Here is a 17974-nt window from a genome sequence, read left to right as displayed (position 1 = left end):
TAATCTGGCAAATTTAGGCCTGCATGACACTGCGAGCGGCTGTCATACCCATCACCATACATTCAGGAATTGAGCAACTACCGAGACGACTCACACCATGAATACCACCACACACTTCACCCGCGGCATATAAGCCAGAGATTGGTTGTCCAGTGAAGCTATCTTTCACTTCAGCTTTAGTTGTGATCTGTACACCACCTTGACAGTAATGCACCTTTGGCCACAAACGAACGACGGTAAACGGCGCTTCGATGAACTTGTCCTTCGCCTTAGTCATATTTTTGCCGAACTGCTTATCGTCGCCAGACTTAACGTAGCTGTTGTACTCTTCGATCTGTGCCTTAAGTGGCTTCAGTGGCACCTCGAAATGCTTAGCCAGCTCTTCGATTGTGTCGAACTTCCAACCGACGTTGTATTTGATCACTTTCTTAGTATTAGGATGCTTCTTCGAATCCTTATAGCTGGTGATCAAGATTGGAGGTAGTGCCTCACCTTTCTCATCACGACAGCTTAACTCAGCATCGGCGCGCGTCTTACGGTCGGCAATTTCATTCATGAAACGCTTACCGGTTAGACGGTGGATCGCCAATGAATGAGGGAAGTTATAGATAGTGTAGTTAGACACATAACCAAAACCACCTTCATCAGGTGATGCCCAAGGGCCAGATTGGATATGAGCCAAATGTACAGGGATTGCACCGAGACGGAACATCTCGTACATACCTTCACCAGTCGCACCAGGTGCGTTGGTACAACCTACTTCAGCGGTCAGAGTTGGATCTTGCGCCATACGCAGGTTGATGTTCTGTGCAAAACCACCGGTAGCCATAATCACACCGCGTTTGGCGCGGATATGACTTATTTTACCTGGCTGGTCTTCACCAAAATGATAATTTTCACGCATTTTAACGCCAACAATCTCGCCCTTATCGCCCACTAAGAAACCTTCAAACTTAGCGCGGTTATGGGTATGAACACCAAGTTTACGGCATTCGTTTAATAGTGGCTGAGTGATTCCTGCGCCGCAGCTCACTGTAGTTTGGTAAGTACGAGCTACCGAATGACCACCTAATTGTTGTAGGTATGGGTGGAATTCAGAGCCCGCATCCATAGTCATCTGCAGCGCTTCGACCGCATGCTCTGCAACGTGACGCAGTAGCGCTTCATCGGCAACACCACGACCAGACTTCATCTGATCAGCAACCATTCTGTCAACTGAATCTTTTACACCTTCTTGCTTTTGCATCGGGGTACCCGGTGCAGCGAAAAGACCGCCATTAATGGCTGAGTTACCACCAAAATATGACATCTTCTCGAAGATATGAACGTCTTTAGCACCTTTTCGCGAGGCTTCGATTGCTGCGGCTAAGCCTGCAAAACCAGAACCAATAATTAGGACTTCAACCTCTTTGTCCCATTTTACTCCGTCCGCTTTCTCAGAAATGGCCATCGCTGGCGCTGCTATAGCAACACCCGCAGCAGCTCCCATTCCTTTAATGAAATTGCGGCGTCCAAGCAGATTTGCATCTTTCATCTGTCATCACCTTTATTTTGTTTTAATCGACACAGTGATCATAAAGATGGAATGAGTTCCAAAACGAGAGTTACAAAACATTACATTCAAAACACTTTGGTAACATATTGAAAACTAAGCCTAGGTTCAAATTCGTTTAAAATTACAACTTTAGAGGTATTTTGGACTGAGTTCCAAAAGCAGATAAAGGGCTAGAAAGGTAAGGAAAACCAAGCGTAGACCACGTCCTGATGTTAGTGTGATGAGATAAAAACCGGAATAAGTATGTATGGAACTAGAAGATATTTACCGACAGGACCTCAGTTTGCTTATCGCATTACAGATCCTGGTTGAAGAGTGCAGTGTTACTCGAGCCGCTAAGCGATTACATCTGAGCCAGTCTGCCACCAGCAGAATTCTGGCTCGTCTGCGTGAAATGCTCAATGACCCACTTTTTTCCCGCGTTGGACAGAGGTTAGTTCCCACTCAATTTGCCCTCGATTGCTATCAACAACTACAGCACCCCACAGGCCAGTTAATTGAGATGCTTACGCCTAAGGTGTTTGTGCCTGAAGCCTGTAAACAAAAATTCACCATCGCCGCCACCGACTATGCGATGCAGGCCTTGGTGCCTTTTATATTGCCTGATATCTATCGTAAGGCACCCAATATTCAGCTTGAAATTATCCCGGTTCAACACAAAGAGATGCAATCACAGCTCAGCGCTCAGGGAGCCGATATGGCGATCTGTCGAGCCATCGGACAAACATTACAGCTCAATCAAGAGTTTCTGGGAAAGGTGGGGGTGAGTTGCCTGCTGTCGCCAGGACATCCTTTAGCAAACAGTGAATTAACCTTAGAAGATTATCTGCATTATCCCCATGCGACTATCGCGATCAGTGATGGGGTGAAGGCGCTACTAGATGCTGCTATTTCCGGTCATCAAGCTCCTACGGAGCGGCTAAGGACGTCGCACCTCGATAGTGCCTTGGCACTGCTTCCCTTCCATGAGCTACTAATCATCCTACCGGCAGGAATGGCGCAGCTGGCGGCAAGCAAACATAGGTTGAGAGTTAAACCGCTTCCGTTTGAGATCCCCGCATTGGATTATAATCTGTTTTGGCATTCCAGATGTGAGTTAGATAAGGGTCAGCAGTGGCTTAGAAAAGAGATTGCCACTGCGACACAAAGATTACTAGCAGACTAAAGCTTAACGAGTACTCGACCGGTTACTTGTCCTTTAACTATCTTATCGGCGAACTCAGGAACCTGATCCAGGCTAATGGTTTGACCCGCTTGTTGATAGTAGCTGTCGGGTAACAGCTCAAGCACTTGCTCCCATGCCGCCTGGCGCTTTTCAAATGGACATGAAACGGAGTCGACTCCTAACAAGCTGACACCACGTAGAATAAATGGCATCACAGTAGTTGGCAGTGCAAATCCACCAGCCAGACCACATATCGCCGCCGCGCCGCCATACTGCATCTGCGCCAATGCTGTCGCTAATACTTTATTACCGACGGTATCGACGATACCTGCCCAGCGCTGCTTCTCCAGTGGTCTTGCATCTTGCTCGAGCTCACTACGCTCCATCACTTCACTGGCACCAAGAGAGCGAAGAAGATCGGCATTCTCATCGGCGCGTCCGGTACTGGCCACGACCTTATAACCCAGGCGTGATAACAGGGTGACGGCGACTGAACCTACGCCACCACTGGCACCCGTCACTAAGATATCACCCGACTCAGGTTTAATATTGGCATTTTGAAGTGCCTGCACGCAAAGCATTGCCGTAAGACCGGCAGTACCTATCATCATGGCTTTGTCGGCAGAACAAGCTTCAGGCATAGGCACTAACCAATCAGCGTTGACGCGCGCCTTTTCAGCCATGCCACCCCAGTGATTTTCGCCTACGCCCCATCCGGTCAGGATAACTCTATCACCCGCCTTATAGCGTGGGTCGGCAGACTCACTGACAACACCGGCGAAATCGATACCCGGCACCATAGGGAAATTACGGATAATGCGTCCGGTTCCGGTCACAGCCAAACCATCTTTATAGTTCAGCGATGAACAAGCTACATCGACTAACACCTCACCCTCAGGCAAGTCAGTCTCTGGAAGTTGACAAATATTAGCTAACGTAACCCTATCTTCTTGTGTTAATACCAGTGCTTTGAACATGTTGGACGCCTCTGAAATTATGAGCTTTAAAGCATAGTGGAAAATACTACATGACTGAACTGCATATTTTGCATAAATACAATGCACCAAACACATTACCATTCTTCGTTTGACAAGAATCCACTATTAATCACGGAATCGATAGCATGATACTTCAAACGGCAAACCCACGATTAACTTTTCAACCCGAGTCGCTTAAGCTTCCTATATAGAGTGTTTCGACTTACCCCCAAATGCTTTGCAGACTGGCTCACATTGCCTTCAAAACGCCGATAAGCGGCAACGACATTCGCATCCACGGTATCACTCAGCTCCATAGGTTTTGAATCGGTGGGAGGAATGGCTTTTCCATCCATCAACTGCGTTTGCAACTCATCGGGTAGAGCAGACCAGTTTAGCTCGCTTTCACCTTCAGCCATGATGCTGGCAACCTGCATAAAATTATCCAGCTCTCTGAGGTTTCCTGGCCATTGATAGTGACATAGCTGACTCAATAAACGGCCACATAAATTCTGCTCATGGGCCTTATGCTTGTTATGTAGTTTCTGAATGATGCGTTCAATATCACTGCGCTGTCTCAGGGGAGGTAAGCGGATCTGTAATCCATTGAGTCGATAGTAGAGATCTTGCCTGAACAGGCCATCGGCGACCCGCTGTTTCAGATCGGTATGTGTCGCTCCTATCACCTGAATATCGACTTTATAAACATTATTACTCCCGACCGGGATCACCTCACGCTCTTGCAGCACCCGTAATAACCGACTCTGAGCGCCCAGAGACATCTCACCGATTTCATCCAGAAACAGGAAGCCGCCATCAGCCTGACGAATCTTGCCTATATAACCGGCGCGATTAGCACCGGTGAAGGCGCCTGAGTGATAGCCAAATAACTCAGACTCAACCAGGTTATCGGGTAAGGCCGCACAATTGACCGCAACAATAGGCTGTTCTCTCCGCCTGCTCTGGGCATGTAACTGTTTAACGAATTGATCTTTTCCTACGCCGGTTTCCCCAGTGATTAGCAAGGGGATATTTTTACTCAACACTTTATTGGCATGCTGCCAGGCCCGCTCTAACTTAGGTTCGCGAAACTTTACGCCCAACTGGCTCACCGGCCTGTTTGAACGAGATCTGCTTTGTCCCACACCTATACGAGCCGGCTTTAGTGGTTGAGTCTGCAGATGCAGGTTTTCATGCTTCTGTATTCGTTCATTGTGGCTCCAGTCCCGCCCCAGATGTTGATCTATGGCATCACCGACTCGCGCCGAACCCAGCAACTGCTTTGCCATAGGGTTACACCCCAGTATTTTCCCATCATTATCTGCAACTAAGATGCCCTGCCACCCCGAATTAATGAGAGAGGGTTGTGACGCAAGGTTAATACGGTAGTGGCTATCGGGGAGGTGACACAAGAGTGCCGTTTCCACCTGCTGGGCCAGGCTGGAGACTAAGAGTAAAGTTTGCTGAGTGTGCCTTTGCTGCTCACTGGTTATATCGATGGCCGCTATCATCTCACCGGAAGGTGAAAATATCGGACACGCAGTACAACTCATAAATCTATGCTGTCGTATGAAGTGCTGGTCGCCGACCACTGAAACCGCCTGTCTGGCAGTCAATGCCGTACCTATCGCATTGGTTCCCTTATGCTCCTCTTGCCAGTTAACCCCTATGTCGAGCGCCACATTAGCCAGCCTGTCGGAGTATTTATCCACTCCCCAATGAGATAAGACATAGCCCTCTCTGTCAGACAAGATCAGCCGACTGCTGGTATGAGCCATTAACTGATTAAACAGGGGTAAGGCATGGCTCTGAACCAAGTCTATTAACTGGCCATGCTGCTCGTGCTTTTGCCGAATGGCCGATGAATTCAGGCGAAGCTCTTCGGGTGGTTGAGATTCAGATAAACCAGCGCCCACACTTCGCTGCCATGAGTCAGATAACCAATGTTGTAATTGCAGTTTAGATGCCATAGCTGTGTTCCATTGTGGCACACCTCAGGTGTGCACTTTTATCACAGTGTGACCTCTGAGCTCCTGCCGACTATCGACGGCCCACACACATTCAGAAAAGCAAAATTAGCGTTTCATCATACTGTTAGCTATAAAAATCTACAACTCCTACCAATTTGGCCCACTACTTGCGATATCGGCTTCAATAGTAATGCGATAGCAGTATCCATGCAGACTGTTATAGAGCAGCTAATATTAAGGGCATTTAGCTCAACAAGCAGAACAATAACAAGATCGATCAACAAGACAAAAAAGGAATTCAATCATGATCTACGCACAACCAGGCACCTCTGATGCACTCGTCAATTTTAAAGTCCAATACGCCAACTTTATCGGGGGGGAATGGATAGCGCCTGTCGGTGGCAAGTACTTTGACAATAGCTCTCCGGTAAACGGGCAGACGTTTTGCCAGATCCCTCGTTCCGATGAGCGCGATATCGAACTTGCTCTGGACGCCGCTCATGCCGCCCGGGAGTCTTGGGGATTAACATCGGTAACCGAGCGCTCTAATCTGCTACTGAGAATTGCCGATAGAGTCGAGCAAAACTTGGAGTACCTTGCTGTCGCAGAGTGTTGGGAAAATGGTAAGGCGGTACGTGAGACCATTAATGCCGATCTGCCCCTGTTCGTAGACCACTTCAGGTATTTCGCCGGTTGTATCCGGGCCCAGGAGGGAAGCGCTGCCGATATCGACTCGAATACCGTCAGCTACCATTTCCCGGAGCCTCTGGGCGTCGTTGGTCAGATCATTCCATGGAACTTTCCACTCTTGATGGCAGCCTGGAAGATTGCACCGGCTCTTGCGGCGGGAAATTGCGTCGTACTCAAACCGGCCGAGCAGACCCCGGTCTCTATCCTGGTGATGCTGGAACTGATTCAAGACCTGCTACCACCAGGAATACTGAATGTGGTCAATGGCTTTGGCAGCGAAGCCGGACAAGCACTGGCCACCAGCAAACGAATAGCAAAGCTCGCGTTCACAGGCTCGACCGAAATTGGCCACCATATTCTAAAGTGCGCAGCTGAGTCATTAATTCCTTCAACTGTCGAGTTAGGTGGAAAGTCTCCCAACGTTTACTTTGCCGATGTGATGGATCATGAAGACGAATACCTGAGTAAAGCGGTTGAGGGCATGTTGTTAGCCTTCTTTAACCAAGGGGAAGTCTGTACCTGTCCATCCCGGGTGCTTATCCACGAATCGATCTACGAGCCGTTTATGGCCAAAGTTATCGAACGAGCCAAAGCCATCAAGCAGGGCAATCCATTGGATACCGATACTCAAGTTGGTGCTCAGGCATCTATGGAGCAATTCGATAAGATACTCAGCTACCTGCAGATAGGTAAAGACGAGGGCGCTCAGGTGCTACTCGGTGGGGATATGTGCAAGTTAGAGGGGGACCAGAGTAGCGGATACTATATCGAGCCCACCATACTAAAAGGCACCAACGATATGCGTATCTTCCAGGAGGAGATCTTTGGCCCCGTTATCTCGGTCACCACCTTTAAAGATGAAGCCGAAGCCTTGGCTATCGCCAATGATACCGAGTACGGCTTAGGTGCAGGTGTTTGGACTCGCGATATGAACAAGGCGCAGCGCATGGGACGCGGCATTCAAGCCGGACGCGTCTGGATTAACTGCTATCACGCCTACCCCGCCCACGCAGCATTTGGCGGCTATAAAAAGTCAGGGATCGGCCGTGAGACTCATAAGATGATGTTAGATCATTACCAGAATACCAAGAACCTATTGGTAAGTTACGATGTTAACCCTCTGGGATTTTTCTAAAAACCAAGAAATATCTATAAAGTAAAATATCTACAGTCATGCCCTCGCGGGTATGGCTGTTTCATATCCAGCCACCTCAAGGATCCCCAACAAAACCTACGATTAGCCCGGTTGATAACAATCCTGAATTATGTGCGAGGTCGAGCAGCGGATTTACCATTTGGAAATTATGCCGCGACAGTTTTTCACTTTAGATAATGACGCCCCCAGGGTAGATTGGTAACCATAATTTTAAAGTGGATATTGCATCATGACCTTGCAGAAAAAATTTGCGCAAATCGTTAGCGACCCAAGGCTGTCCCCAAAGCAAAAATCGAACTACTTAGCCTTAGAGGCCGATGCAAGTCTACCTTATCTCACTATTTCAAAGGCCGTTACTCAGGCCATGAGCACAGGTATTATCTGCGATATGTTTGAAGGCAATGCGCCATTCAAACCCCGTTACGTTTTGCCCGACTACGCTAAATTTTTGCAACAAGGATCGGAATATCTGGAACTGCAAGCCCCTCAGGATCTGGATGAAGCACTCAACGCATTAACCATCATCTATCACCACGTTCCCTCTGTAACCAATATCCCGGTTTATCTGGGGCAGTTGGATGAGATCCTGATGCCTTTCGTCGATGGACTGGATGAAGATGTCGTCTACCGAAAATTAAAACTCTTCTGGATCATGCTCGACCGTACGCTTCCCGATGCCTTTATGCATGTAAACATAGGGCCGAGCGACAATATCGTCTGTCGAACCATTCTAAGAGTGGATGCTGAACTTAAGCAGGTCGCACCGAACCTGACCTTTATGTACGATCCCGATATTACACCGGATGCGTTATTGCAAGTTGCAGCGAGCAACATCTGTGAATGCAGCAAGCCGCATATCGCCAACTACCCTATTCACAAAAGCGCTTATGACAAACAGGGGTTCGGGATTGTAAGCTGTTATAACTCATTACCTTTAGCGGGTGGCGCCAATACCTTAGTGCGCCTCAACCTTAAAGAGGTCGCGCTTAAAGCCGACAACATCGATAACTTCTTTGCTCATACCTTGCCCCATTATTGCCAGCTCACTTATGAACTGATCGAGGCTCGTAGCAAATACCTACACGAAGAATCACACTTCTTCGATAGTTTTCTGGTCAAAGAGGCACTAATTGAAGAGCAGAGGTTTGCACCTATGTTCGGTATTTACGGCATGGCGGAAGCGGTTAACATATTACTGGGTAACCCGGAATTATGTGAGACGGCATCTGAGAAGCCGAGTAAGCACTACGGTCACAGCAAGGCTGCGAATGAGTTAGGCCATCGAATCTCAGCCGCGCTGGATAGCATAGTAAAATCGACACCTGTCACCTATGGCTACCATGGGCGAGCGCTTCTGCATTCTCAGGGGGGAATAAGCCTGGATATCGACGTGACTCCCGGTGTGCGGATCCCTTATGGTACCGAGCCCGATCCTATATCCCATGTGCGGGCATTAGCCGAACATCACCAGTATTATACTTCCGGCATCAGCGATATTTTGACTATTGATGAGACGGTAAAATCGAACCCTGAAGCCATGTACCAACTGTGCAAAGGGACGCTGAGCCTAGGTTTTCGTGAGTTTACCGCGAATGTCGCCTCTAACGACTTAATCCGGGTCACAGGCTACATGATTAAATTATCTGATATCGCTGACTTTAAACGGCAAGGCTCCCGTACCAATACCACAGGTTTAGGAGCGGAAGCGGCGGCCAATACCGGGATTTTAAATCGCAAACCAAGAGTCACGAGTCATGAACAATCGCCTGTCTACGCTAAGTAAAACGGCGTCAGTAAGCCAGATTATCAATTTCTCGTGTGTCGATGGGCCTGGAAGCAGGCTCGTTGTTTTTTTGCAAGGGTGTAACTACAACTGCAAGAACTGCCACAATCCTCATACAATCGACATGTGTGATAGTTGTGGCGACTGTATTGCCCACTGTCCCACTCAGGCGCTGAGCATGGAGTCCATAGATGGTAAAGATGCCATCCGGTGGAATAGCGATTTATGCTCCGGGTGCGATACCTGCTTAGCCGTATGCCCCAAACAATCGACTCCTAAGACCCAAGAGTATAACGTCACCCAGATGCTGGAGATGATCCGCAAACAAGCGTCCTTCATCTCAGGAATAACCATTTCCGGCGGTGAAGCGACGCTACAGCTTCATTTCATTATTGCCCTGTTTAAGGCCATCAAGTCGAGTGATGATCTGCAACACCTATCTTGCATGCTTGATAGCAATGGCAGCTTGAATGAAACCGCCTGGCAAAAGCTCCTGCCCTATATGGATGGTGCCATGATAGATCTAAAAGCCTGGCAACAGGAGACCCACAGATACATAACGGGTCGGGATAACCACAGGGTATTGAGGTCAATTAACCTATTAAACCTGCACAATAAGTTATACGAAGTACGATTATTACAGATACCTGAAGTGACTGATTTTGAGTCTGAAATTGATGCGTTGGCAGGTTTCCTGACTCAGCTCCCCCCCTCGACACGAATCAAGCTCAATGCGTTTCAACACCATGGTGTGACGGGAGAGGCGTTAGCATGGCGAGTCTGCTCTGAAGCGAATATTGAAAGACTGGCAAGCCAACTGACAGAGCGAGGAGTTAAGCAACCTATCTTACCCAGTGTTTATCTCTAATTGCAGCCTATTGCTAATATCTGTTCGTATAACCAACGGTGCGCCGGATCATTCATACTCGGCCTGTGCCAAACCAAACTGTACACCACCTCGCCATAATTAAAGGGCAGAGGCTTTATCTGTAAACCTTTCGCCTGAAAAGCCGTTTCGGCCCATCGACGGGAGCAGGTAAACAACAACTCACTGTGGTGACACATCAAGGCGGCACCACCAAAATCCGGCACAGAGATAGCAACTTTACGCTGCAGCTCTTGCTGTGCCAGCTGCATTTCAAAAAATGGCGTATTAAGATCCGTATCCGTTATGCCGATATGACCATAGCTCAGATAATCATCTAAGGTAAATGGCTGCTCTTTATTGCCTTTTTTCACCAAAGGATGTTCCGGGCTCATCAGGCAAACCATCTCATCATTAGTCAGAGTCTCCCACACAAGATCGCTGTGAGTACTCGGAGGCTGACTGCGATCATGAGGCAAGATAATGAAATCCAAGGTCCCTTTCGCCAGGCCATCGAAGCCGACACTGTCTTTTGACCAAATATCCAAACGAATATTGGGTGCCAGCGCCAACACATGGGCACTTAACTTAGCCGCCAATAGCTCAAACGTACTCTCACGCATGGCTAACGAGAAACGTCCCTGATAACGAGCGGGGTCGAAAACCTCTTGTGTCATGATCTGATTCATATCATTGATCATCTGGTGCACACTGGGGCCGAGACGACGTGCTAACGGAGTCGCAACCAACTTATTCCCATGACGATAAAACAGCTCATCATTCAAGCTATTTCGCAGTTGCCCCAGGGTTTTACTTATTGAAGACGGACTTAAACATAGCCTCTGGGCACTGGCGGTCACACTTAGGGTATCCAACATCACATGCAAGGTGATCAAATGCTTCATGCTGATACGCGAGAGCTTAATGAGGTCCATAAACCAGCCATTCTCCTGATAGATTAAAACTCCGAGACTTATGCCGTCATAATATACCCTAAGAGAGTGAGACGATATCCCCGATGCTCCCCTGCACTCAGCCCTTGTAAATAGCCCTTACAAATAGCCAAGGTATATCTAAGACTAATGAGTCCGGCTTTCAGGATATACACTCTTTTTTTGACACTCCGGTTTTCCGGTCTCCGTTTTTTCCCTTATAATCACCACTCACTATTTTTTAGGCAGGTCAGCATGTTTCATATCGCACTCTTTGAGCCAGAAATCGCTCCCAACACAGGTAATATTATTCGTCTCTGCGCCAACAACGGCTGCCAGTTACACCTGATAGAGCCCATGGGCTTCGATCTGGAAGAGAAGAAGCTTCGCCGTGCGGGGCTCGATTACAGCGACCTTACCCGAGTGACCCGCCACAAAGATTTTGAGAGTTTTCTGGCGGCAATGGATGGCAAGCGGATCATGGCATGTACCACCAAGGGCAGCAGGCCCCATACAGAGCTCGCTTATGAGAAAGAGGATGTACTGCTATTCGGGCCTGAAACTCGCGGGCTGCCGATAGAGATCATCGAGTCTCTTCCAACGACCCAGCGTCTGAAAATCCCGATGACGGCAAATAGCCGCAGCCTTAATCTGTCAAATGCCGTGGCTATCATCAGTTATGAGGCATGGAGACAAATTGGTTTCGAAGGGGCAGTATAAGGTATCAAGCTCGTAGCTCGTAGCTCGTAGCTCGTAGCTCAGCAATACTAACGCTCTAGCGGCATCATCTCGATGCCGCGATAGAAGAGGTAACGATCGGTATCATCATCCAGGTACTGCACATTCTGCAACCAGAGCCAACCGCTCTCTTTTGGCTCAAACCTTAGTTGAATCAAGGCCGGTCGTTTATTTAACTTCCCCTCTCCCAGCAGTGAAAAACTCTCGTTTTGTTGATACAGACTAAAGCTCTGACTCTTATCTTTATCCACCCCATCGTAGTAGATAAGAAAAGTGGACTCTCCCCGCTCCCTGAACCACCAGGTCTCACTGAAAGGATGCTTTGCGCTACGGCTGACTGAAAATATTAGCTGTCGTCTGTCTGCCGAACATATTGCGCTGACATAGGTCTGGAGTGGCTTCTGTTTTAGCTTAGCCGAGGTTCCCTGCCATTGACCCGCCATCGACAGACAGAAATCACTGAAGCTAGCCTTATCGGCCAGGGATAAAGAGGGGGTAAAAATAAGAAATAATAAGCTGTATTTAAAACAGCTCGATATCATCTTCTTTAGGTGACTGATTTTCATCTCGATAGAGTTTTAATGCCTCGTGAACTGATGTTCCTTGCAGTACAAGATCGAACATTTTTCTCTCACAATCAAGTGAATAACTCTCCTGTATCTCTTCCTGTAGCTTTCTCCACGCATCTGGCGATATTCGTAATTGCTTACTGTTCAATACCTCTTCCATCAGCGCCAGCCCCATAATGACATGCTGCAGACGCTGGGAGACCCGGTCATAAAACTGAAAAGCAACCACCCCCTCATTAATCGAAGCGGCCAGATCTGTGCCATGAGAGATAATCTCATCCGGGGTGTCTGACTGTTGAGAGAGAAAAGCATTCACTTCATCCAAGTGTTTAGCCATGTTGGTAAATAGCGAGCCTAACTCAGTGACGTTATGCTCGCCATCGGTCAATGACAACTCAATTTGCGCCATAGCTAACAGTAAGATCTTGAGACTTTCCTGAATATGACACCAATCCACGGTGTCATCATCCTGATGAATATCTCTATGTTTATTAGCTGCCAATACCTGACTCATAACCATGCTGACCTTCCTTGTCCTTAAACCCGTACATAATACCAATCCGTATCAAGTGTAGAACAGGGAGAAGAAAGCTGCCGGAAGAAACGGTTACTAGAAAAACTGAAAGGTGCTTGAGGGCTTAAAAGCCCTCAAGCCTAATCTCTTATCCTCCAAATCCTACAGCTTTAATCCCAATCCGGGTCACATCACCATACTCGGCAGCAATCGGCGCTATCTTGTCTGCGTTACCAATAAGCACAAATTGCAGGTTATCCTGAGGGAAGTAGGTGCTAACCAACCTCTGGGCCTCGGTCAGAGTCAGGCCATCAACTTTCGATTGAAAGTCATTGATAAACGCATCATCGAAACCATACAGGTACATGTCAGATAACAGCCCTGCAAGCTTACCACTGGTTTCAAACTTTGGCGGGAACTGCCCCTTCACATAGGCCTTAGCTGAATCTAATGTCTTCTGGTCGACTCCTGTCTCCCAGAGTCGTGCATAGGTTTTCAAGGCCAGATCTATGGTCTCTTTGGTCGTCTCAGTTTTAGTGAAGGTGCTGATCCTGAATATGCCGCCTTCAGAATAGGGAATAAACCCGGAACGAGCTCCATAGGTCAATCCGGCATTAACCCTTAGTTCATCATTCAACCATGACGTAAAGCGTCCTCCAAGGATGGTATTAATCACCTTCAAGCCGACATAATCCGGGTTGTCACGGGAGATCCCTTTACCGCCGATAAGGAAGGTAGTTTCGATTGCATCACCCTTATCGACTAACAGTACCTGACTTTTTGTCAGCTCGGGTTGATTGGATTTTAGTGCAGGTGTGACAACCTCTTCACTATTCTTCCAACGACCAAACAACTGCTTCATAGTAGATTTCATCTGCTTAACGTCGAAGTCACCGACAACACTTATCGCTGTGTTAGCTGGCTGATAATAACTCTGATGAAACGCTCTTAATTGCGAGATATTGAGCTCAGCTAATGAGACACTATTACCCGATGAGGCGTTACCATATGGATGTGAACCATAAATTAGTTTGTCGAAGTAGCGGCTGATAACGGCGCGAGGGCTCTCTTTCGCCTGAGATAGTCCGGCAATCTCCCGTTGACGTAGCTTATCGAACTCGGCGGCATCGAAATCCGGTGACAGGAGTAAACTCTGGATCAGGGGCAAGATCTTATCGCTATCTTTAGCCATAAAATCAGCACCTATGTAGCTCCCCTCTTTTCCCGCATCGGCATAGATAGACGCACCGAGAAAATCGACCATCTGTTCGATTTCACTTTTCGACTTACCATCGGCTCCCAAGAGTAAGCTTTGAGCCGTCATTCCAGCGACACCCGAGGTCGTATCATTCACGGCCCCGGCGCGAACCACCGCGTTTACCGTGATTAGTGGTACCTCTTTTTGCGGCATTAAATAGACAGTTAAACCATTTTCAAGCTTAAACTGCTCATAGGCCGGCATACTAAAGCTACCGGTATCTACCGGTGTCGATACAGTCTGAGTGGCACAACCGGACAAGCTCATGCCTGTGATAAAGATGGCAGCAATAAGTCTGTTCGAGCTTTTTGATAGATGAGTTAAGGTTTTCATTCATCTGTCTCCTCTATGGCGGCCAATACGGCAACGGTTCGATTTGCACGACGCAGGTAAGTTTGTGCGACACGTTGCAGATCGGCAGGCGTCACTTTTCCATAAGCTTCCGGCGCATTAAACAACTTCTCAAAACTCCCGAAATAAAGCTCATACGTTCCAACGGTATTAGCTTTACCGTTGATTGTTTCCATTGAACGATAGAAATTCATCAACTTGATATTTTTTACCTTTTCCAACTCCTGCTCAGTCACCCCTTCACGGGCAACCTTGTTGATCTCTGCAATCAGGTCCTTTTCAAGTTCTGTTGCCGTGATCCCGGGGTTAGCGACACCCATGACATAGAAAAGGTTAGGGTCGAAGGTCATCGGCAGATAAGTTTCGACCTCTATCGCAACCTGCTTTTCAACGAGAGATTGATAGAGGCGTGAACTATTACCCGTGCTCAAGACAGAGGAGAGCAGATCGAGTGCGTAATAGTCTTCATGGGATGTTGAGGGTACATGATAAGCCAACATCACATTTGGTGTGCTGACTGATGCCTTATGCACATAGACTCGACGCTCACCTTTTTGTAGCGGCTCCACCGTCTTCACCTCTTTTGGAGGGGCTTGTGCGGAAATTGGCGCAAAATACTTATCTGCGAGAGCCTTAACCTCGGCGAGCTTCACATCACCGGCTATCACAACCACGGCATTATTGGGGGCATAGTAGGTTTTGTGATATTGAACTAAGTCATCCAATGTCCATGCAGCGATATCTGATTCATGCCCGATAACTGACCAGCTATAGGGATGAGCTCGAAAAGCCGCTCCTTTAATCTCTTCCTGGAGCGTTCGCCAATTAGAGTTTTCAAGACCTGTAGTACGCTCTGATGCGACGACACCTCGTTCGCTCTCAACCATTTTCTCATTAATATCGAGACTGGCGATTCGATCTGCTTCCAGATCGAATATGGTCTCTAATGCATTCGCCGGAAACCAATCGGTATAAACCGTGATATTTTCCGTTGTATAGGCATTGTTAGCCCCTCCCGCCGCCTCCATGGTGCGGTCAAACATCTTGGGACCATATTTTTTTGCGCCATTGAACATCATATGCTCGAAGAAATGCGAGATACCTGTGATACCAGGTACCTCATTTCTGGAGCCCACCTTCCAAAACAGGTACATATTGGCATTTGGAATAGATGCATCTTCCAAGACCATAATTTTCATGCCATTATCAAGTGTAAAACTTTTGATATCTTCTACTTGCGTCGCCTGAGACACCTGCGAGGTCATCATTAACCCCGCGGCCATTATCAGCGCCGATAATTTTCGGATCATTTTTAGCTCCTTCTAAATGAGCAAGACAGTTAAATAAAGTGCTTTTAATCAATACAGAGACTTGTCTGGCATACCGATTAAAATCAAAGCAATTATAAGAGGTTAAAACAACAATAAGATCAAGTCCCAGGGCGTAATATCTTTGTAAGCTAATGCAACCAGCATTAGGTATACTGATGAGTCACAGCGGCAATAATATACTGATACTTAATAAAAAAGGGGGTAATTGGTGGGAAGTTCAACTACTTACGAATTTTCTTATTTGAATAGCATGCCTTGCAATACAGAGGTCACTATTCAGGTGGTAACACCGAGTCAACCCATCAGGCTTAGAACGCGCCTCATCGGCGTCGATCCACATCGTGCAATTATCTTTGCTTTAGGTTCAGATAACAGCTGGCAAGAGGCAAAAAAGTTTCTCAAACCCGGTCAACCGATTATTGTTCGCCTTGTTAATAGTGACGAGCCCGATGCCAATATTCTCGCCTTTCGTAGCTCTATCAGGAAGCTACTCGGCAGTACCGAACCTTGGTTAATCATCGATTACCCTAAGGCACTACAAAAAGTCGCACTCAGGCAGCACTCACGGATCGCTATTAATCTGGAAGCCAGCATTCAGGTAATGCCAGCCGAAGGCTCGGATGAGGGAGAAACAACTCAGCTTCTTTCACCTGGACAGCTAAGTAATATATCGATCAATGGCGGCGCCTTCATCGGAAAAATACTTCAAGAAATTAGCGTAGAGACACCCTGTCTGTTACAAGTAAAAGTGCTGCAAGAGGCGGAGACGATGTCGATACCTATCACCATTAAAAATATTCAGGATATTGAATATGGAAGGATGCGTGGTCAGTATGGATTTGAGTTAAGTGGTGAAAAGAGTGAAACGGAAACCTTTGTTCAGAAGGTGATACTTAACCACCTGTTGCAACAACCGAAATAGTATTCATCGGCGTTTAGCTCCCCGGGGCTTAAGAATTAAATAATAAGAGGATTAAACAGGCCAAGGCGTCACTTCTTATGAAAAAACACCACATCCCTATCGACTATCTCTAAGTGCCAGTCAAAATGATGGGCGACCCACTCAAAGGTTTCGATGGAATAGAAACGAATATGTGTCGGGTCGTTCTTATAATACCACTGGCCAAATGCACCTGCGTCTACCATTCTGGAGGTCATCACAGCCAAGACCCCTCCGGAAGAGAGTAAGGAGTCTAAACGCGTCAACAACGCCTTAGCATCGGCAACGTGTTCTATCACTTCGGTTATGGTGACAAAATCATAATAGTGCTCCAGCACCTCGGGGGTATTGTGGTAGTAAAGATCGTAGTTACTCACCAACAGTCCTACCTCCTCAGCCATCACGCTTATCGTAGGTCCCGGGCCGCATCCAAAATCTAATCCCTTAGCGTCATCAGGAAGCAGCGCAATAAGCGGCTCAAAAGTCCGGGATAAGAAGCGGCGATACTTTTTATCCTGCGGATCATTTTCATGCTGATCATAGACAGATTTTTCGGCTTCGGCGCAGAGAAGGTACTCAGGAGGGACAACGACTATATGGCAATGATTGCATCTCAGATAGGATCTGCGTTTATCTTGATAGAAAAAGAATAGCGAGGCCCTCCCGCAGAGGGGACAAGAGTTCAAATTAATTCCCTAATGTCATAGGGTACGCTAGCTGCCATCATGGCTTAGGGATTTTTCGTTCTTTAGCTGCAGCCTCCTTCGCCTCTCTGAGGTACTTCTCCTCTCGAGACTCCCGCTCTTTAAACTGCTGTTGGGCTTTCTCAACCTGCTCAGACTCCCAATCGGCTGACTGCTGCCTTTTTAGAATTTTTTTCTCCCGACTTTGGGTCTCACTGGCGGCATCCCGGGCTTTTTGTAACTGCTCTTGCTCAATCGTTCTCGATTGCTTTCTCGCCTCATCGGCTTTCTCTGTCAGGCTCCTCTTATCTGAGGCCTGTATCGAAATTGAAACAAGAGCGCAGAGCAGCCCTGACATCAGGATGGCTCCCAAACGTTTCGAACTCAGTGAAAACGTCATCTAACTCTCCTCAATTGACTCACATAATGAGTCTCATGTTTAGCTTTCCATCTTGATGATTAAACAGCCAATGGCCACTATGCCAGAAAAAAATAGT

General features: G+C 47.5%; 16 protein-coding genes. 6 read left to right on the top strand and 10 right to left on the bottom strand.

All coding sequences use genetic code 11. The annotated features are described in order from the left end of the window. Positions 1-13: 13 nt before the first annotated feature. Positions 14-1534 (bottom strand): acrylate reductase flavoprotein subunit ArdA, encoded by a 1521-nt coding sequence (gene ardA, locus SSED_RS01385; protein WP_012004412.1) that lies wholly within the window; start codon positions 1532-1534, stop codon positions 14-16. A gap of 268 nt (positions 1535-1802) precedes the next feature. Here ardA and SSED_RS01380 point away from each other — a divergent pair, with 268 nt between their 5' ends. After that, positions 1803-2720 carry a LysR family transcriptional regulator gene (locus SSED_RS01380; protein ID WP_012004411.1) on the top strand — a complete coding sequence of 306 codons (918 nt, stop codon included), beginning with the start codon at positions 1803-1805 and terminating at the stop codon, positions 2718-2720. Here the strand turns inward: SSED_RS01380 and acuI are convergent. Further along, positions 2717-3697 (bottom strand): acrylyl-CoA reductase (NADPH), encoded by a 981-nt coding sequence (gene acuI / locus SSED_RS01375; RefSeq protein WP_012004410.1) that lies wholly within the window; start codon positions 3695-3697, stop codon positions 2717-2719. The genes SSED_RS01380 and acuI overlap by 4 nt on opposite strands. Positions 3698-3870: 173 nt before the next feature. Continuing rightward, a complete protein-coding gene (locus SSED_RS01370; protein WP_012004409.1) occupies positions 3871-5667 on the bottom strand; it encodes a sigma-54-dependent Fis family transcriptional regulator in 1797 nt (598 codons plus the stop codon). A gap of 304 nt (positions 5668-5971) precedes the next feature. Between SSED_RS01370 and exaC the strand changes: the two genes are divergently transcribed. From exaC to SSED_RS01355, 3 genes are all read left to right on the top strand, one after another. Further along, complete coding sequence (gene exaC, locus SSED_RS01365; protein ID WP_012004408.1) at positions 5972-7492, top strand: acetaldehyde dehydrogenase ExaC; 1521 nt, start codon at positions 5972-5974, stop codon at positions 7490-7492. Positions 7493-7742: 250 nt separating this feature from the next. Then, positions 7743-9296, top strand: a complete 1554-nt coding sequence (locus SSED_RS01360) for a YjjI family glycine radical enzyme (protein WP_012004407.1) — start codon at positions 7743-7745, stop codon at positions 9294-9296. Next, positions 9268-10164 carry a YjjW family glycine radical enzyme activase gene (locus tag SSED_RS01355; protein WP_012004406.1) on the top strand — a complete coding sequence of 299 codons (897 nt, stop codon included), beginning with the start codon at positions 9268-9270 and terminating at the stop codon, positions 10162-10164. The genes SSED_RS01360 and SSED_RS01355 overlap by 29 nt, the downstream gene beginning before the upstream one ends. Here SSED_RS01355 and SSED_RS01350 read toward each other — a convergent pair. Continuing rightward, positions 10161-11096, bottom strand: coding sequence for a LysR family transcriptional regulator (locus SSED_RS01350; RefSeq protein WP_012004405.1), 936 nt, complete (start codon positions 11094-11096; stop codon positions 10161-10163). The two genes, SSED_RS01355 and SSED_RS01350, sit on opposite strands and share 4 nt — an antisense overlap. Positions 11097-11348: 252 nt before the next feature. Here SSED_RS01350 and trmL point away from each other — a divergent pair, with 252 nt between their 5' ends. Further along, on the top strand, positions 11349-11813 hold the full coding sequence (gene trmL / locus SSED_RS01345) for a tRNA (uridine(34)/cytosine(34)/5-carboxymethylaminomethyluridine(34)-2'-O)-methyltransferase TrmL (RefSeq protein WP_012004404.1): 465 nt from the start codon (positions 11349-11351) through the stop codon (positions 11811-11813). 47 nt (positions 11814-11860) lie between these two features. On the opposite strand, the gene SSED_RS01340 is transcribed toward trmL, so the two are convergent. The 4 genes from SSED_RS01340 to SSED_RS01325 form a co-directional block, all read right to left on the bottom strand. Continuing rightward, on the bottom strand, positions 11861-12397 hold the full coding sequence (locus SSED_RS01340; RefSeq protein ID WP_012004403.1) for a hypothetical protein: 537 nt from the start codon (positions 12395-12397) through the stop codon (positions 11861-11863). After that, positions 12354-12920, bottom strand: a complete 567-nt coding sequence (locus tag SSED_RS01335; RefSeq protein ID WP_012004402.1) for a hypothetical protein — start codon at positions 12918-12920, stop codon at positions 12354-12356. Before SSED_RS01335 ends, SSED_RS01340 begins: the two co-directional genes overlap by 44 nt. A gap of 142 nt (positions 12921-13062) precedes the next feature. Beyond that, positions 13063-14505, bottom strand: a complete 1443-nt coding sequence (locus SSED_RS01330; RefSeq protein WP_012004401.1) for a M16 family metallopeptidase — start codon at positions 14503-14505, stop codon at positions 13063-13065. Continuing rightward, entirely contained in the window at positions 14502-15833 is a 1332-nt protein-coding gene (locus SSED_RS01325) for a M16 family metallopeptidase (RefSeq protein WP_012004400.1), read from the bottom strand. Before SSED_RS01325 ends, SSED_RS01330 begins: the two co-directional genes overlap by 4 nt. A 271-nt stretch (positions 15834-16104) precedes the next feature. On the opposite strand from SSED_RS01325, the gene SSED_RS01320 reads away from it, so the two are divergent. After that, positions 16105-16776, top strand: a complete 672-nt coding sequence (locus tag SSED_RS01320; protein ID WP_049772097.1) for a flagellar brake domain-containing protein — start codon at positions 16105-16107, stop codon at positions 16774-16776. 68 nt (positions 16777-16844) lie between these two features. Here SSED_RS01320 and SSED_RS01315 read toward each other — a convergent pair whose 3' ends face one another. Both SSED_RS01315 and SSED_RS01310 read right to left on the bottom strand, forming a co-directional pair. Next, positions 16845-17480: a class I SAM-dependent methyltransferase gene (locus SSED_RS01315; protein WP_012004398.1), complete on the bottom strand. Its 636-nt coding sequence runs from the start codon at positions 17478-17480 to the stop codon at positions 16845-16847. 37 nt (positions 17481-17517) lie between these two features. Further along, the gene (locus SSED_RS01310) at positions 17518-17835 is read right to left on the bottom strand and encodes a hypothetical protein (RefSeq protein ID WP_012004397.1); all 318 of its coding nucleotides are present in this window, start codon (positions 17833-17835) and stop codon (positions 17518-17520) included. Positions 17836-17974: the final 139 nt, after the last annotated feature.

Source organism: Shewanella sediminis HAW-EB3 (assembly GCF_000018025.1).
GTDB lineage: Bacteria > Pseudomonadota > Gammaproteobacteria > Enterobacterales > Shewanellaceae > Shewanella > Shewanella sediminis.
This window is presented reverse-complemented; position numbering and strand designations above follow the sequence as displayed.

Coding starts and splice junctions, on each gene's coding strand:
- ardA (WP_012004412.1), bottom strand. CDS start 1,534: ATGAAAGATGCAAATCTGCTTGGACGCCGCAATTTCATTAAAGGAATG.
- SSED_RS01380 (WP_012004411.1), top strand. CDS start 1,803: ATGGAACTAGAAGATATTTACCGACAGGACCTCAGTTTGCTTATCGCA.
- acuI (WP_012004410.1), bottom strand. CDS start 3,697: ATGTTCAAAGCACTGGTATTAACACAAGAAGATAGGGTTACGTTAGCT.
- SSED_RS01370 (WP_012004409.1), bottom strand. CDS start 5,667: ATGGCATCTAAACTGCAATTACAACATTGGTTATCTGACTCATGGCAG.
- exaC (WP_012004408.1), top strand. CDS start 5,972: ATGATCTACGCACAACCAGGCACCTCTGATGCACTCGTCAATTTTAAA.
- SSED_RS01360 (WP_012004407.1), top strand. CDS start 7,743: ATGACCTTGCAGAAAAAATTTGCGCAAATCGTTAGCGACCCAAGGCTG.
- SSED_RS01355 (WP_012004406.1), top strand. CDS start 9,268: ATGAACAATCGCCTGTCTACGCTAAGTAAAACGGCGTCAGTAAGCCAG.
- SSED_RS01350 (WP_012004405.1), bottom strand. CDS start 11,096: ATGGACCTCATTAAGCTCTCGCGTATCAGCATGAAGCATTTGATCACC.
- trmL (WP_012004404.1), top strand. CDS start 11,349: ATGTTTCATATCGCACTCTTTGAGCCAGAAATCGCTCCCAACACAGGT.
- SSED_RS01340 (WP_012004403.1), bottom strand. CDS start 12,397: ATGAAAATCAGTCACCTAAAGAAGATGATATCGAGCTGTTTTAAATAC.
- SSED_RS01335 (WP_012004402.1), bottom strand. CDS start 12,920: ATGGTTATGAGTCAGGTATTGGCAGCTAATAAACATAGAGATATTCAT.
- SSED_RS01330 (WP_012004401.1), bottom strand. CDS start 14,505: ATGAAAACCTTAACTCATCTATCAAAAAGCTCGAACAGACTTATTGCT.
- SSED_RS01325 (WP_012004400.1), bottom strand. CDS start 15,833: ATGATCCGAAAATTATCGGCGCTGATAATGGCCGCGGGGTTAATGATG.
- SSED_RS01320 (WP_049772097.1), top strand. CDS start 16,105: ATGCCTTGCAATACAGAGGTCACTATTCAGGTGGTAACACCGAGTCAA.
- SSED_RS01310 (WP_012004397.1), bottom strand. CDS start 17,835: ATGTCAGGGCTGCTCTGCGCTCTTGTTTCAATTTCGATACAGGCCTCA.